The organism is Parasphingorhabdus sp. (assembly GCF_049667325.1).
GTDB lineage: Bacteria > Pseudomonadota > Alphaproteobacteria > Sphingomonadales > Sphingomonadaceae > Parasphingorhabdus.
The window spans coordinates 1-14,835 of the sequence record NZ_JBATHY010000188.1 but is presented as its reverse complement, the minus strand read 5'-3'; the positions used below and the strand labels follow the sequence as shown (position 1 = coordinate 14,835).

General features: G+C 55.1%; 14 protein-coding genes and 1 pseudogene. 8 read left to right on the top strand and 7 right to left on the bottom strand.

Features of this window, described 5'->3' with window-relative positions:
• Positions 1-210, top strand: a pseudogene (locus tag WBM93_RS08600) (PadR family transcriptional regulator); the annotation flags it as partial.
• 102 nt (positions 211-312) lie between these two features.
• On the opposite strand, the gene WBM93_RS08595 reads toward WBM93_RS08600, so the two are convergent.
• Positions 313-798 (bottom strand): GNAT family N-acetyltransferase, encoded by a 486-nt coding sequence (locus WBM93_RS08595; protein WP_424430909.1) that lies wholly within the window; start codon positions 796-798, stop codon positions 313-315.
• A 161-nt stretch (positions 799-959) separates the two neighbouring features.
• Between WBM93_RS08595 and WBM93_RS08590 the strand changes: the two genes are divergently transcribed.
• The gene (locus WBM93_RS08590; RefSeq protein ID WP_424430906.1) at positions 960-1,754 is read left to right on the top strand and encodes a DUF4864 domain-containing protein; all 795 of its coding nucleotides are present in this window, start codon (positions 960-962) and stop codon (positions 1,752-1,754) included.
• Positions 1,755-1,756: 2 nt separating this feature from the next.
• Here WBM93_RS08590 and WBM93_RS08585 read toward each other — a convergent pair whose 3' ends face one another.
• Positions 1,757-3,112, bottom strand: coding sequence for a GntP family permease (locus WBM93_RS08585; protein ID WP_424430904.1), 1,356 nt, complete (start codon positions 3,110-3,112; stop codon positions 1,757-1,759).
• Positions 3,113-3,217: 105 nt separating this feature from the next.
• Positions 3,218-4,378: an indoleamine 2,3-dioxygenase gene (locus tag WBM93_RS08580; protein ID WP_424430901.1), complete on the bottom strand. Its 1,161-nt coding sequence runs from the start codon at positions 4,376-4,378 to the stop codon at positions 3,218-3,220.
• A gap of 214 nt (positions 4,379-4,592) precedes the next feature.
• Between WBM93_RS08580 and WBM93_RS08575 the strand changes: the two genes are divergently transcribed.
• Together WBM93_RS08575 and WBM93_RS08570 are read left to right on the top strand one after the other, a co-directional pair.
• Entirely contained in the window at positions 4,593-4,886 is a 294-nt protein-coding gene (locus WBM93_RS08575) for a YMGG-like glycine zipper-containing protein (RefSeq protein WP_424430899.1), read from the top strand.
• Positions 4,887-4,955: 69 nt separating this feature from the next.
• Positions 4,956-6,344 carry an MATE family efflux transporter gene (locus WBM93_RS08570; protein WP_424430896.1) on the top strand — a complete coding sequence of 463 codons (1,389 nt, stop codon included), beginning with the start codon at positions 4,956-4,958 and terminating at the stop codon, positions 6,342-6,344.
• 51 nt (positions 6,345-6,395) lie between these two features.
• Here WBM93_RS08570 and WBM93_RS08565 read toward each other — a convergent pair whose 3' ends face one another.
• The gene (locus WBM93_RS08565; RefSeq protein WP_424430893.1) at positions 6,396-6,845 is read right to left on the bottom strand and encodes a vgr related protein; all 450 of its coding nucleotides are present in this window, start codon (positions 6,843-6,845) and stop codon (positions 6,396-6,398) included.
• 12 nt (positions 6,846-6,857) lie between these two features.
• Entirely contained in the window at positions 6,858-7,307 is a 450-nt protein-coding gene (locus WBM93_RS08560; RefSeq protein WP_424430890.1) for a copper chaperone PCu(A)C, read from the bottom strand.
• Positions 7,308-7,499: 192 nt separating this feature from the next.
• On the opposite strand from WBM93_RS08560, the gene dnaK reads away from it, so the two are divergent.
• Positions 7,500-9,449 (top strand): molecular chaperone DnaK, encoded by a 1,950-nt coding sequence (dnaK, locus tag WBM93_RS08555; protein ID WP_424430887.1) that lies wholly within the window; start codon positions 7,500-7,502, stop codon positions 9,447-9,449.
• Positions 9,450-9,555: 106 nt separating this feature from the next.
• Positions 9,556-10,710, top strand: coding sequence for a molecular chaperone DnaJ (gene dnaJ / locus WBM93_RS08550; RefSeq protein ID WP_424430884.1), 1,155 nt, complete (start codon positions 9,556-9,558; stop codon positions 10,708-10,710).
• A 115-nt stretch (positions 10,711-10,825) separates the two neighbouring features.
• Here the strand turns inward: dnaJ and WBM93_RS08545 are convergent, their stop codons facing one another.
• Positions 10,826-11,146: a hypothetical protein gene (locus WBM93_RS08545; RefSeq protein ID WP_424430881.1), complete on the bottom strand. Its 321-nt coding sequence runs from the start codon at positions 11,144-11,146 to the stop codon at positions 10,826-10,828.
• 360 nt (positions 11,147-11,506) lie between these two features.
• Here WBM93_RS08545 and WBM93_RS08540 point away from each other — a divergent pair, with 360 nt between their 5' ends.
• Positions 11,507-12,220, top strand: coding sequence for a LuxR C-terminal-related transcriptional regulator (locus WBM93_RS08540; protein ID WP_424430878.1), 714 nt, complete (start codon positions 11,507-11,509; stop codon positions 12,218-12,220).
• 459 nt (positions 12,221-12,679) lie between these two features.
• A complete protein-coding gene (locus WBM93_RS08535) occupies positions 12,680-13,891 on the top strand; it encodes a YncE family protein (RefSeq protein WP_424430875.1) in 1,212 nt (403 codons plus the stop codon).
• Between the two features lie 122 nt (positions 13,892-14,013).
• On the opposite strand, the gene WBM93_RS08530 is transcribed toward WBM93_RS08535, so the two are convergent.
• Positions 14,014-14,379 carry a VOC family protein gene (locus tag WBM93_RS08530; protein WP_424430872.1) on the bottom strand — a complete coding sequence of 122 codons (366 nt, stop codon included), beginning with the start codon at positions 14,377-14,379 and terminating at the stop codon, positions 14,014-14,016.
• Positions 14,380-14,835: the final 456 nt, after the last annotated feature.

Below are 14,835 nucleotides of genomic sequence, written 5' to 3'. Positions count from 1 at the left end.
GAACAGCATATTGCCGAAATTCTCGAACGGCTGGAAGGCGTGTCAAAAATGGGAGAAGCTAGCGATGGCGCATCGGTCCGTCGCGCGGTCCATAATCTAAAAAGCGCGATCCGCATCCGGCTGGCGGAAGAGGAAAAGGGATCGGACAAGATCCTCGACGTCACCGCGATCATCGACGAAGCGGCGAGCAAGATCGAACGGTTGAAATAAAACCTACCCGAAAACGCCGTTAGTGCTGAGCCTGTCGAAGCACGCCTTTCGAACCAGACGCGCCGTTTGACAAGCTCAGGGCTAACGGTGTTTTGGCCCGTTCTATAATTCCAGTATCATCTGGACATTGCACCGCGCATAGGGCGTCGGCCACAGTTCATCCGTACCCAGATGCCGAAAGCCGCTGCGCTCGTACAGCCGGATCGCGGCTCTCAGATCACCATTGGTCTCCAGCCAGATGGCATCGGCGTCCATCGCGCGGGCCTGTTCGACCAAGGCGTCCATCACCGCCCGGCCGATACCCTTTCCGCGCAGCTGCTTGCGTGCCGCCATCTTGACAATCTCCAGCCAGACGCGGCCGTCGCCCGGGTCATGATGTGGCGGCAGGATCGCTCCGGTGCCGACAACCGTTTCGTCGAGCGTGGCGACAACGATCCGTCCGCCCCTGCCGAGGATAGATGCTTCCAGTTCTTCCAACTGCTCGCGGTCGCTCTCCTCCATCACAAAATACTCCTCGATCCAGTCGCGGTTAAGATCGATGAATGCCCGGCGGTCGGCGGGCTGGTAGAGGCGGGTCTGAATGGTCATGTCAATTACCATCTAGCGCCGCAATCTCCGCCAGGTCAATTTGCAAAAATTTCGATATTGTGCCAGATATTTGTGATCGCTGGCACAGGCCTTGCCCGGCAATTGTCGTAATGCCGCCACGATCGCTTCAACTCGGGTCGCCAAATTCGAGGGGGTTCGAGATGAAAACATGGATGAAAGTGGTGCTCGGCATCATTGCGGCTTTGGTATTACTTGTTGGACTTGTGTTTTGGCTGACCGGGGACGCCGCCAAGGCGGGCGACGATTTCTTTGCGGCCGTTCAAAATGACGACATCGATGCGGCTTACGAGCTCTTGTCAGAAGATTTCCAGGCCGGAACGAGCAAGGAAGAACTGGTAAGCTATCTGGCCGCCAATGCTTTGGACAAGGTCGAGGACACTAGCTGGAGTTCCCGCTCTATTACCGGTGGCAGCGCGACGCTGGAAGGCACTGCTACCACAGCGAGCGGCGGCAAAATTCCTCTGAACTTGCGACTGGTGCAGACCGAAAACGGCTGGAAGATCAACGCGATTATCAAGGATCGTGCGGGGTTCCAAACCCGCAGCGAAGAAGAGAAGAGTCTGCCGGTGCCTTCTGACCCCGAGCTACTGGCGCTTGTTCGTTCGTCAATGGCCAATTTTGTAGACGGTATGAACGCCCCGACCATGACGGGTTTTCGCAAGAGTTTTTCACAAACCTTTCAGCGTCAATTCAGCCTTGCTGAACTGGAGACGGCTTTCAAGAAATTCAAAGCCAACGATGAGCTTGAGGTGTTCAAGACCCTCAAGCCGGTCGTGCAAAATGGCACGAAAATCACGGATGAAGGCGTATTACAGGTGAAAGGCTATTATAATACCCGGCCGACCCGTATGACTTTTGAGCAGGGATATATCTATGAAGGCACTGGCTGGAAGTTGCTGGAATTCAATGTCGAGGCGGTTGATGTGGGCGGCTGATACTAGAATATTCCGAATAATATCACCGCGATGATCGTCCCGATCACTGGTATTACGACTGTCAGCGCACCCACCGCACCATAGGCATCCCTGTGCGTCTCCCCGCAAACCGCGCGGATCGTGGTCACGACATAGCCGTTGTGCGGCAGGCTATCGAGCGCGCCGGAGGAAATGGCGACAACCCGGTGGAGTTCGTCGGGCTGGGCTCCGGCATCAAGATAATGGGGCGCTATCAGGGGCAGGGCGATGGATTGGCCGCCTGATGCTGAACCGGTTAGACCGGCGATGACGGTCACCGCAACCGCTGCGCCGATCAGCGGGCTGCCGGGGATATTCTGTACAATGACCAGAGCTTCCTGGAACGCCGGCGACAATTTGGCGACCGATCCAAATCCGACCACAGCGCAGGTGTTGGTGATCGCGACCACTGCGCTGGATGCACCGCGCGAAAAGGCTTCGGGCATGGATTTCAACTTCTGGTAACCGATCATCAGGGCCACCGCTGCACCAGAACCCAGCGCTGCGACCAGCGCCCATTGGTCGAGCGACTCCTGCGGCAGGATTGCGGACATTGGTCCCATATCCTGCGGATATTGAAAGATCAGGAAGATCGTCAGCACCGCGACCAGTGGCAGGATGCACAGGAGGGGCGCAGGCAAATTGCCATAATCGGTGTTGTGATCATCCGTCTCGCGGCCAACAAAATGCTCCCCCTTCGCCACCGCTCGCTGGACCATATGGTTGAGCCAGAAATGTCCGGTAACCGCCATAAACAGCGCTATGACCAGGCTGACCTGCCAGCCGGCATAAGCAGTGGTGCCGAGAAATTCCATCGGGATCAAATTCTGGATTTCCGGTGATCCGGCGCTGGTCATGGTGAAGGTCACCGAACCAAATGCCAGTGCCCCGGGGATGAACCGTCTCGGCAGATCTGCTTCGCGAAACAGATGCACGGCAAGCGAATAGACGCTGAACGAAACGATGAACACGCTGACTCCGCCATAGGTCAGCACAGCGCAAGCCGCCACCACGGCGAGCACCGCATGCTTGATCCCGATCTTCTCGATGATCCAGTGGGCCACGCTCGCGGCGGCCCCGCTGGCACCCATGATCTCGCCGAAAATCGCGCCGAGCAGAAACATGAAGAACCAGCTTTTGAAAAAGCCGACAAAGCCGTCCATATAGGCGGTGGCAAAATCCGGCGCACCTTCCACGGCCAGCGGTGGCAGCCAGGCAATCCCGCTGGTCAAGGCCACGACCGCCGCCGCAACCGGCCCGGCAATCAATATATTGACCCCGCGTACCGTCATCCAGATGAGCAGCCCGAGCCCGCCGATTAGTCCGATTGCCGAAAGCATGTCTCTACCCGTTCCCCGTTACGCCAAAGCCCGTCAAAGGACGTTTTTCGGAAAACGAGAAACGGGCTCTGACCAGTTCAGCCCTAACCGCGTGTTACAGCTTATTCAAATAGTCTGTGCCCGGTTTTCATCGCGGTGCTTTTTGAGATATTTCATAAACGGTGTACCGCCGGTACCGACCTCGGTATCATTGCCTTTGCCATTGGCAGCCTGCTTGTTGATATAACTTGCTGCATATTCAAGATGCCGCGTCCGGAATCGCGCGACTTGCTCGACACTGGCGTTGAAAGCTTTTTTCAGCGCCGCATCGCCACTGGCGATCGCAAACTCCCGCAATTTGCTCTGTTCACGCAAATCCTCGATGAAGCGGCGATGCCGGACTGGGCGATAGGCATGCAGCTCGTCAAGAAAGCTCCGCAGCGGGTCGTTACCGTGAATTACCTGAAACAGTGCATCCATGCTTGGCACGATCGAGCTTTGCGACCCGGTCTGGCCGCGGAACGCCTGTCCCTTGCCTTCATATTTTTCGACACTTTCGTAAACCAGGCCATCGGGGAGCGCCGGATTATTGGCCCAGCCGTGAATATAGGGCCGGACCCGCTGATAATAGATATAGGGATCGCAGCGGTCGGGCATCCGGTCGAATATCGCGTTTACTGTATCCCAGTGACCGTTCATTTCTTCGAGTAATGCCGTTGTTCTGCCGGTGTCTTCCGCGCGTGCTGACTCGACCAGCTGGCAGGCGATGTCGAGCAGCGGGCCTGCGGCTGCCTCGATCGCGACATGGATCAGGACAAACCAGTTTTCATCCGCTCCGCCATAGAAATTCTGGACCATATAGACATTGTCGAGAGCGATCGGGCTGGTCCGGTCCAGTCGCGCCCAATTGTCGAGCACATAGCCGCTATAGGGCAGCAAGGGCGCCTGATCGAGGCGCTCGGCCAGCGCAACCATCGGACGTGAAAGATTGGCGGGCAGGGCGGTCGGCGCTTCGCTTTCGCCCCAGACATAGGCCTGGACCAGAAAGGAATAGTGGACCATCGCCACGCGAACCTGTTCTTCCGGTGCATTGGCCGCCCATTCCTCGAGATCGAGCGCGGGCAGTTGTTCCAGCCAGTGCTGGACGCGGCCTGTGGTCATCAGCCCGGACAGATTTTCCGCAGCGGCCAGGACGGGGACAAAAATATCGGGAAGGTCAATATCGACAATTTCGAAATGCGAAAGAAATCCGCGCGAAGCGGACATATCATAATCTGACAATTTCATAGGGTCACCACTTGGGCAAGCGCGGGTTGGGCCGCTTGCTCAATATGGGGATGGTATCAAATGAAAGCAGATGGGGCAAATCGAATTTCACACTCGCTCGCCGGCCCTGTTGGTCGCGCTGATGACGCGCTTCGTCCCAGTACGACCATGCGTTCAGGAACCATCCGCAAGCTGACGTGTTTACTCCGCAGTGGCGTAAATTTTGAGGAGTAGGATGATGATCAAACATGTAAGTAAACTGGCGCTGGCTGGAACAGCCGCGATCAGCCTTTCGGCTTGTGCCGGAAATTACGCGGCCGAAGGCGCGGGTGCGGGCGCTGCGGCGGGCGCGGCCATTGGAGCCATTACCGGAGGCGATGTGTTGACGGGTGCCGCTATTGGTGCAGCAGCAGGCGCGGCTGGCGGCTATTTCATCGACAAAAACGACGGCTGCGACGGCTATGACCGTAACGGACGGCTGGACGATGATTGTTACGGAACGCGGGGCTATCCTCAAGACCCGAGATAAATTTTCGGATTTTTAGGATAAAGCGCGCTTTCACTGGCTTGGCGGCCCGCCTTGGGCTAACGCGCGCCGATGACCGGCGCATTCCCTAGCCTGCGACAGCAACACCCCTGGCGGCATGAACTGCGCGCCACGGTCTCGCTTGCCTGGCCGCTGATCCTGTCGAACCTCACGATGGCGCTGATCGGGGCCACCGATGTACTGATGCTGGGCTGGCTGGGCGCACGTGAACTAGCCGGTGCCACGCTCGGTTTCAATCTCGCGATGACCGCGGCAATTTTCTGCATGGGGCTTATCACCGCTTCTGCACCAATGATGGCCACGGAAATTGGCCGGATGCAGAACAGCGTCCGCGATGTGCGCCGGACCTTTCGACAGGCGATGTGGGCCGCCGCAGCGGTTATTGTGCCCTTCTGGATCATCCTCTGGAACACTGAAAATCTATTGCTGTTTTTCGGCCAGCAGCCGGACCTCGCGGCAATAGCGGGCACCTATATCAGCGCCTATATGTGGTCGATCCTGCCGTTTCTGTTCTTCATCATCCTGCGCAATTTCATTTCCGCGCTGGAACAGCCGGTTTGGGCGCTGATCATCAGCATCATCGGGGTGCTGGCCAATGCGCTGTTCAACTATGCGCTGATTTTCGGTAAGTTTGGAGTTCCGGAATTTGGCGTCGTCGGCGCCGGTATCGGCAGCGTGATGACCAATGTCCTGATGTTCGGTGGCATGGCGCTCGTTGTCTGGCGTCACAAGCGGTTTCGTCGCTATCATCTGTTCGGGCGTTTCTGGCGCAGCGACTGGCAGCGTTTTCGGGCGATGTGGAAGCTCGGCCTGCCGATTGCGATCACCATGGGTCTGGAAGGCTCGGTATTCGGTTTTGCAGCCCTGCTCATGGGTCTGATCAGCACCGAGTCCGTAGCGGCCCATGCGAGTGCGTTACAGCTCGCCGCGCTGACCTTCATGGTTCCGATGGGCCTGGGACAGGCGGCTACCGTACGGGTCGGCATTCAATATGGCCGGAAAGACCACGCTGCCATCAAACGGGCGGGCTGGGTCAGTTTCGTGCTCGGCACATCGTTCATGGCGGCGATGGCGCTGGTATTTGTCCTGGCTCCCGATTTTCTGATCTCGATGTTCATCGATGCCAGCGCGCCGGGCAATGCCGAAGTCGCGGCACTGGGCGTCAGTTTTCTTGCCATTGCCGCAATTTTCCAGATCGTCGACGGCGCTCAGGTTGTCGGGGCCGGCATGTTGCGCGGGCTGCACGACACCACCGTGCCGATGCTGTTCGCGCTGATGGGATATTGGTTCATCGGTATCGGGCTCGGTGCCAGTCTGGCCTTCTGGCAGGGCTGGGAAGGTGTCGGTATCTGGACCGGACTGGCCGGGGGACTGGGTGTGGTCGCGGTATTGATGCTGGCCCGCTGGATGATGCGCGCAAAACTGGGATTGCTGCCGTAACCCGCCAGCCGGTTCGCAAGGGGCTGTCGCTGTGCATCCCTGCATGACGTTCTAAAAAGGCAATAATCCGCCATAATCATCGATGCTATAGCCGTTTTTCAATCGGGCGCCCCGTTTCAACAGGAAATAATGGCTGACAATCTCGGCCTGCTGTTCAATGCCGAATTCGGCAAACGCCTTGCCCGGCCGCAACTCATAATCGTAGCGACAGAATGGATGGCGCGCCAATGGCAGAAATACGCCCTGCTGGTGCTGCCAGACATGGACCATTTCATGAATGAAAAGTGCCTGCACATTTTGCGACGAGCCGCAAAAATCGTCACAGAATAGATTGCTTTTGGGATGAAACCAGAGATTGCCATCGGGCGCCATGGTGACGCGGGGATGCTGAAACGGCCACCATTTGCGGTTGAAGACAGTCACCCGGTCATAGTCGATCGCTTGTCCGAAAATCGACCGGCACAGTCCGATTTCCGTGTGGGTCAGCGCACGGCCGGTCATTTTATTACCCGATTATTCAGCAGCCGGGGCAGCCTCGCCGGCATTTTTGATCACAGCATCAATTTCGATGCGGTCGTTGTTGGAATAGATCAATATCATCTTCAGCGACCCACGCTGCCTGGAATATTGGCCCACTCCCCAGATCATCAGATGTTTTCCGCCAGGCTCCAGCTTTACCGTTTTTCCGGCCGGTACCGGAATCGATTTGAGTGGCGCCATGCTGGTCACGCCGTTTTCTTCCGTTGTTTCGTGCATCTCCATCCGCAATACATCGTCTGAAGTGACGCCTACCAGTTCGACATCAATACGGCCGCCATGAAGGTCCATATAGCCAGCAGACGGATTGCCCTCCACGGGAGAGAGATTGACCACTGCTTGGTCGGCGAAGAGAATGTCTCCCTGACCACAGGAGGTCAGCAATAGCGATGCGGATGCTGCGAGCATGATGGAGATCTTGTTCATTCTGATACCTCGTTAAACCGTTGCAAACCTGTCCCGATATGGTTGTTTTGCGTTGATTTTTCAAATGTAGGATGTCCGAAGGCTTGTGCCAAGAAAAATGCCACCTATATCGCATTGCGAAGCCGTAGCGGTGCCATTTGACAAGGGCCGGGCGGCAATTTTGCTAATTGTAGAAAATTGATTGAGGGATTTATGGGTAAAGTTATTGGAATCGATCTGGGCACCACCAACAGCTGTGTTGCCGTTATGGATGGCGGAAAGCCAAAGGTAATTGAAAATGCGGAAGGCGCACGGACGACCCCGTCCGTGGTTGCATTCACCAAGGACGGCGAGCGTCTGATCGGTCAGCCGGCCAAGCGCCAGGCTGTCACCAATCCGGAAAGCACGATTTTTGCAGTGAAGCGTCTGATCGGTCGCCGGTTCGATGATCCGATGACCAAGAAAGACATGGAACTCGTCCCCTATGAGATCATCAAGGGCTCAAACGGCGATGCGTGGGTGAAAGCCGGCGGCGAAGATTACAGCCCGTCCCAGATTTCTGCTTATACTTTGCAGAAAATGAAAGAGACGGCCGAAGCCTATCTTGGCGAAACCGTAACCCAGGCGGTGATTACCACCCCGGCCTATTTTAACGACGCCCAGCGTCAGGCAACCAAGGATGCCGGCAAGATTGCCGGTCTCGAAGTGCTGCGTATCATCAACGAGCCGACAGCGGCCGCTCTGGCTTATGGGCTCGACAAGAATGACGGCAAGACCATCGCGGTCTATGACCTTGGTGGCGGTACGTTTGATATTTCGATCCTCGAAATCGGCGATGGCGTTTTCGAAGTGAAATCGACCAACGGCGACACGTTCCTGGGCGGTGAAGATTTTGATGCCAAGCTGGTCGAGTTTCTCGCCGCTGACTTCAAGAAAGCCGAAAGCATCGACCTGACCAAGGACAAGCTTGCGCTGCAGCGTCTGAAAGAAGCTGCCGAAAAAGCGAAAATCGAACTGTCGAGTGCGCAGACGACCGAAATCAACCTGCCGTTCATTACCGCGGACCAGAACGGACCGAAACATCTGGTCAAGGCGATCAGCCGCTCCGATCTTGAAAAGCTGGTTGGCGATCTCGTCAAGCGGACGCTTGATCCTTGTAAAAAGGCGCTCAAGGATGCCGGTCTTGAAGCAAAGGACATCGACGATGTCGTGATGGTTGGCGGTATGACCCGCATGCCGCTTGTTCGCGAAACGGTGCAGAAGTTCTTTGGCAAGGAGCCGCATACCGGCGTGAACCCGGATGAAGTTGTTGCCATGGGCGCAGCCATTCAGGCAGGCGTATTGCAGGGCGATGTGAAAGACGTTCTTCTGCTCGACGTTACCCCATTGTCGCTGGGTATCGAAACCCTCGGCGGTGTGTTCACCCGCATGATCGACCGCAACACCACGATCCCGACGAAGAAGTCGCAGGTCTATTCGACCGCCGATGACAATCAGGGCGCGGTGACGATCCGCGTCTTCCAGGGCGAACGCGAAATGGCGGCGGACAACAAGATGCTCGGCCAGTTCGATCTGGTCGGTATCCCGCCTGCACCGCGCGGCGTGCCACAGATCGACGTGACCTTTGACATTGATGCCAACGGCATCGTCAACGTGTCCGCGAAAGACAAAGGCACGGGCAAGGAACAGCAGATCAAGATCCAGGCTTCCGGCGGCCTCAGCGATAGCGATATCGACCAGATGGTGCAGGATGCGGAGAAATTTGCGGAAGAAGACAAGCAGCGGCGTGCCGAGGCGGAAGCCAAGAACAACGCGGAAAGCCTTGTCCATACCACCGAGAAGCAGCTTGAAGAGCATGGCGACAAGATAGACGCTGAGCTCAAAGGCCAGATTGAAGCGGCGGTCAAGGAAACCAAGGAAGCCATCGAAGGTGGCGATCCCGAAGCGATGAAGACCAAGTCCGAAGCGCTGGCGCAGGTTTCCATGCAAATGGGTCAGAAGATCTATGAAGCCGAACAGGCCGCTGGTGGCGACGCCGGTGACGAGGCAGCAGCAGATGCTGCGGCCAAAGCGGCTGACGATGATGTTGTCGATGCCGAGTTTTCGGAAGTTGACGATTCTGATGACGAAGACAAAAAAGAAGACGCCAAGGCGGCTGAGTAAAAATGGGACCGTCGCTCCCGCTCGGGCGGGAGCCGCTGGCGATTAATGCCAGCGGCCCCGGCCGTTGCCGGGGCGACGATCTTCTCGCTTTGGGGGAAGCATGAATATGGCATCCGAAACCGATTATTATGAACAGCTGAGCGTATCGCGCGATTGCGATGGCGCCACGCTGAAATCTTCCTATCGCAAACTGGCGATGCAATGGCACCCGGACAAGAATCCCGGCGATGCTGATGCAGAAGCCAGATTCAAGTCGATCAGCGAAGCCTATGACGTTTTGAAGGACCCGCAAAAACGCGCGGCCTACGACCGTTACGGCCATTCGGCGTTCACCAATGGCGGCGGCAATAACGCTGGCGGCGGCAACGGTTTTGCGGGCGCGGCTTTCAATGATATCGGCGATATATTCGAAACCATATTCGGTGGCGGGGCCGGCGGCGGCTTTGGCGGCCAGCAGCAGCAACGCGGCCCTGCGCGCGGCGCGGATCTGCGCTATGATCTGGAAATCACGCTGGAAGATGCGTTTCACGGAAAACATACCGCAATCGAAATCGATGTCTCGGTAGGCTGCGACGAATGCGACGGCTCCGGCGCTGAACCGGGTACCGGCGTGCAGCGTTGCGGCACCTGCCAGGGTCACGGCAAAGTTCGGGCTCAGCAGGGTTTCTTCGTGGTTGAACGCACCTGCACCAGTTGTCAGGGACGCGGTGAAGTGATCGAAAGCCCGTGCCACGTCTGTTATGGCGAAGGCCGGGTGGACAAACCGCAGGCGCTTGAAGTCGATATCCCGGCGGGTGTCGATACCGGCACGCGTATCCGTCTTTCCGGAAAGGGCGAAGCTGGCGCGCGCGGCGCACCTCCCGGCGATCTCTATATTTTCATCCACCTGATTCGGCACAATATTTTCGAGCGCGAAGGGACAACATTGTTCACCCGCGCGCCGATCAGCTTCACTCTGGCGGCTCTGGGCGGTGAAATCACCATTCCGGGTCTCGACGGTGAAAAACATGAAATTCGCATTCCGGCAGGAATCCAGAGCGGCAAGCAAATCCACCAGCGCGGCGCCGGCATGCCGGTCCTGCGCGGACGCGGCAATGGCGATATGGTGATCCAGATCGAAGTCGAAACGCCGACCAAGCTGTCCAAGCAGCAGAAAGATTTGCTGCGCCAGTTCCAGGAAACCGAAACCGGCGACGAGACGCCCAATTCAACCGGTTTTTTCGGGAAACTGAAAGATGCGTGGGAAGATTTGACCGAGTGAAGCCGCGCCATCGGCGGAATCGCTGACGATATGGCCCGATTGTACCGCGATGCCGAATCGGGCAGTCAAACCGCGAACCCTGTGCGCGATTGCGGATACATCAGCGGAAGTGTTGTTAATTCTGAGCAAAAATGCGGCGCGTTTGCTGGATGACGGTTCCGGCATTCTCGAACCCGAGCCGGGTTAGCGATAAATTGTCCTGGCCGAGATCAAGGGAATCTTCCGCCATCCCGTCAAACGCACAGATAATGTCGTCATCGAACAATATAGCCAGATACCTCAGAACAGAGTCATAATTGATATCGAGCTTTTCTGAAATCCCCTGAGCATTGATTGCAGAATCGTTGATTTCGTGGCCATATAATATCAATATTATATCCCAGAATTTGTTGGTAAAATATTGATGATTGAATAATTTACTGCGATTATTTCTCACAGAAATTATATCATTGATATCGATCTTCATATTCTTGCAATTATTCGGAAATATTCTTTCAATTTCTGACAGCATATCATTCACATTCTCTGTTACATTAATTGTAAATTCTGTTCATTTATACAACAGAGATGGTGATTTGGCATGTCACGCTCCCACGTTACACACGCTGATTGTCCCGAAAAGTGCGTATTATTGGTAACGGACCGACCAAACGACCAACATGGCATATTCATCCTATCCGGGATCGATGCCACCGTGATACCCCTGCTGGAACGACGTCATCTCAAAAAGGCATGACGAAAAAATAATTAGTCGTCGTTGAGGGGCGCTCGACTGTAGAAGCGTGGTAAGATTTTGGTGTTCAAATGGAATCCGGTAGATGAAAGTGACTCAGTCTGGTCACAACTGAACGAGCTGTTCACTAAATTGAAGGGCGAAGGCGTCACCGCCATGTCCTATCACGCCACGCCGCCTTTTTATTCCCAGGTGTCAAAACACTCATCGGTCACTCATTTCGGATATCCGGAAGAAATAGTATCTACTTACTTGGACCCGGAATTTATGGAATCCGACCCCATCCCTGACTTTGTGATGGCTGCCGGCCATGTAATGACATGGCAACAGGTTATTGCCGATCAAAAATTGACAGAAAAGCACCGGAAATTTGTGAATAAGGCCAAGGAACTGGGCTTTATAGATGGGGTTGCCGTACCACTGTTCGGCCCACAAAGCAGAAATTCCTATTTTTCTATGAATTTTGGCAAAAACATCTCGTCGGAAGATGAGAAGGTTGTCAGGCCGTTGGTCGGCATTGCCCAGTCTTGCCATCGCAGAGTCTGCGCAATCATAAATCAGGCTGATGACTCTACAAGAGCCCTGTCCAAGCGCGAAAGCGAGGTTTTATATTGGATCTCGCGCGGTAAATCGAATGGCGAAATGGCGACCATTCTGGCTATTTCGGAAGATACGGTCGACTCCTATGTCAGACGTTTGTTCAAGAAATTCAATGTTCATGACCGGATATCTGCCGTAATTGTCGGGCTAAGCAGTTCCCATATAAAATTGCTGTAATTGCTGGTTTCTGGGCATTGCCTATATTGATAGATATTGCCTTCTCCACGAATTCGCAGACTAAACGAACGCATCCGCAGGTCGCTCTGATCATGGCGCCGTGGCTCAATATGTGGGCTGAATAGAAAGCGGGTCAGGAAGGGACCAGCCAACCCGACCCGCTAGATCGACGCTCGGAAATATGGGTCTAGGCCGCATCGAATTGGACAGTGTGGGGACGTGCCAATTCGAATTGGAATATATCCGATGATTCATCGATCAAAACTAATAACGGCCAGAACCGGGATCGATTAATCGGCGAGGTAGCATTTATATTATCTGGTACCGCTGCCTCCGGGCAGTCACCGGCAGGGATGAGTGCCTTCCAAAACCCGATTGACGTCCTTCAACAGTTTTTCTGTGTTAATTCCCGAACAAATCGGCATTCTATCCCACGATAGGTAGAAACAGGGGCGGGCTATGAAACTGAAATGGTATTTGTTGGCGGTTGTCATCGGCGGTGTGTCTTTTTCCGGCCTGAGAATGTGGCAGGAAGGAAATTTTGGAACCGGCCCGTTGGAATCCTCGGGTGCCCCGACCGCGGATGGCCGGGAAATTGCGTTCGTGGCGAACGCGGTAGGCGGGACGATCAGCCTGATTGATATCAATAGCATGCAGGTCATCGACGAAATTGACGTCGTTCCTGATGGAAAAAATGTGAGTTTCTTCAGGGACCCAATCCAGTCGATAGCGCAATCCATAGCAGAAAAACAGGGCGGCATGAACTATGCGCAGGACAGCGATCTGTCGCGGGACGGGCGGGTATTATTCGTCTCCCGCGGTTTTCTGGCGGACGTGGTCGCAATAGATTTGCGAACCCGCAATATTCTCTGGCGAACGCCGATAGCCGGCATAAGGTCCGACCATATGGACATATCTCCCGATGGAAAAAGACTGTTTGTATCGGCCGTTATCCGGGGCGGTAATATCGTCGAGGTGCTGGATACGCGGAACGGCGAGAAAAAGGGTCATTTCAAAACCGGCGATTGGCCACATGACGTCCATGTCAGTGCAGATGGCGGCAAGGTGTTTGCCGCCAGTCTGGGTGACATGGAAACGGACGAAACCGAGCGCAACGCAAATGGCAAGGCTTATCGCGTGACCGTCGTTGATGCCAAATCCCTGCGCATCTTGCAGGAGCATATATTTGAATCCGGGGTCAGGCCGTTTCAGATATCGGAAAAAAGAAACACTCTTTACGCCCAGCTTTCAAATACCCACGCGATCGTTGCTCGCAATCTGAAGACCGATGTCCAGACGAAGCGCATCGATTTGCCGGTCAAACCGGGCGTCACAAAAGACGACTGGGACTTTGAGGCTCCCCATCATGGGCTGGCATTGTCAGCCGATGAAACCACGCTCTGCGTTGCCGGACGGGCGTCCGACTATGCCGCGTTGGTAGATGCAGAAAGTCTCACGTTGAAGGCGACGATAGACGTGGGAGACGCGCCCAGCTGGGCTGCGTTTTCGGAAGACGGATCCCATTGTCTTCTGGCCAATACGCGCAGCGACAATGTCTCGTTTGTTTCAATAGCGGACCAGAGTGAAGTAACGCGCGTGGCGGTTGGCCGAGGTGCCAAACATATCACGACAGGACGTGTCCCCGCGGGATTGATCGGGAAGCGCAACTGAAACTAGCTTAATCCATCGCTCATAGCAGCGGTGGCTGCTGCTACCGGAATCTTCATCAAAAGGATCATGCACTTTTTGCGTTTCGGGGTCGCTCGGTAACAGTTGTTCTAGTTCGACTCTCGCTATTTTTGCGGTTCCCACAATTCTATTGGAGTGCCTGCGGGGTCATGGGTGCGTGCAAATCGGCCATTGGGGTAAACCTCTGGATCAACCTCCACTTCATTACCATTTTTTCGCAATTGGCTGACCATCGCGTCGAGATCGTTCACGCGAAAATTGACCATCCATTGTTGGTCCATGTCGCCAAAATATTTGGTGTTGCGGCTGAAAGGCGCAAAAACCGTCGGCCCTGCTTCCTGCTGCCACGAAGATGATTCATAATCCTTGGGAACCGGTATAATGCCGAGATTGTCTGCATACCAGGTCGCCAGACCCTGTGTGTCGTCAGCCCGGAAGAACAAGCCCCCGATACCGGTAACTTTTTCCATAGAATTTCCTCCGTTCGTGTCCGGTTCTGCGGATGCCGTATGACCGGGGACCGCAAAGGTTGCCATTGCAACAAGGGCTGCGATTTTCCGAAACTTGTTTATCATGATTGTTCCGTTCAAAATGAAAGACGCGTCAAGCGTGGATTGCTTCTGGACCTCGAAACGCGCTGACTCAATCACCTTTATGGGTGATAGCGACGCAATCACCCGGCAGGGCGAATAAAAGCAATCGGTCTTTCTAAGCCCGATATCAAATCATCCTAGTGCATTTCCTTAACTTGCCGAGGTGGACGTTGTTCGATGAGGATGTGGGTGGGGTCTGTTCGGTCTGGAACAATGACTCGGCACATGCGCTCTGGTGCAGCGGGTAAAAAGGCTTGTCCTACAACGCGCTGGTTGTGATAGGGTTTCGATATGCCGGTCTCATCTACTCTTCATTATATTCCATATCCCGCC

What these genes read in the sequence shown, in the direction of transcription:
- dnaK (WP_424430887.1), top strand. Translation starts at nt 7,500, where the DNA reads ATGGGTAAAGTTATTGGAATCGATCTGGGCACCACCAACAGCTGTGTT.
- dnaJ (WP_424430884.1), top strand. Translation starts at nt 9,556, where the DNA reads ATGGCATCCGAAACCGATTATTATGAACAGCTGAGCGTATCGCGCGAT.
- WBM93_RS08535 (WP_424430875.1), top strand. Translation starts at nt 12,680, where the DNA reads ATGAAACTGAAATGGTATTTGTTGGCGGTTGTCATCGGCGGTGTGTCT.
- WBM93_RS08595 (WP_424430909.1), bottom strand. Translation starts at nt 798, where the DNA reads ATGACCATTCAGACCCGCCTCTACCAGCCCGCCGACCGCCGGGCATTC.
- WBM93_RS08565 (WP_424430893.1), bottom strand. Translation starts at nt 6,845, where the DNA reads ATGACCGGCCGTGCGCTGACCCACACGGAAATCGGACTGTGCCGGTCG.
- WBM93_RS08580 (WP_424430901.1), bottom strand. Translation starts at nt 4,378, where the DNA reads ATGAAATTGTCAGATTATGATATGTCCGCTTCGCGCGGATTTCTTTCG.
- WBM93_RS08530 (WP_424430872.1), bottom strand. Translation starts at nt 14,379, where the DNA reads ATGGAAAAAGTTACCGGTATCGGGGGCTTGTTCTTCCGGGCTGACGAC.
- WBM93_RS08570 (WP_424430896.1), top strand. Translation starts at nt 4,956, where the DNA reads ATGACCGGCGCATTCCCTAGCCTGCGACAGCAACACCCCTGGCGGCAT.
- WBM93_RS08585 (WP_424430904.1), bottom strand. Translation starts at nt 3,112, where the DNA reads ATGCTTTCGGCAATCGGACTAATCGGCGGGCTCGGGCTGCTCATCTGG.
- WBM93_RS08575 (WP_424430899.1), top strand. Translation starts at nt 4,593, where the DNA reads ATGATGATCAAACATGTAAGTAAACTGGCGCTGGCTGGAACAGCCGCG.
- WBM93_RS08560 (WP_424430890.1), bottom strand. Translation starts at nt 7,307, where the DNA reads ATGAACAAGATCTCCATCATGCTCGCAGCATCCGCATCGCTATTGCTG.
- WBM93_RS08590 (WP_424430906.1), top strand. Translation starts at nt 960, where the DNA reads ATGAAAACATGGATGAAAGTGGTGCTCGGCATCATTGCGGCTTTGGTA.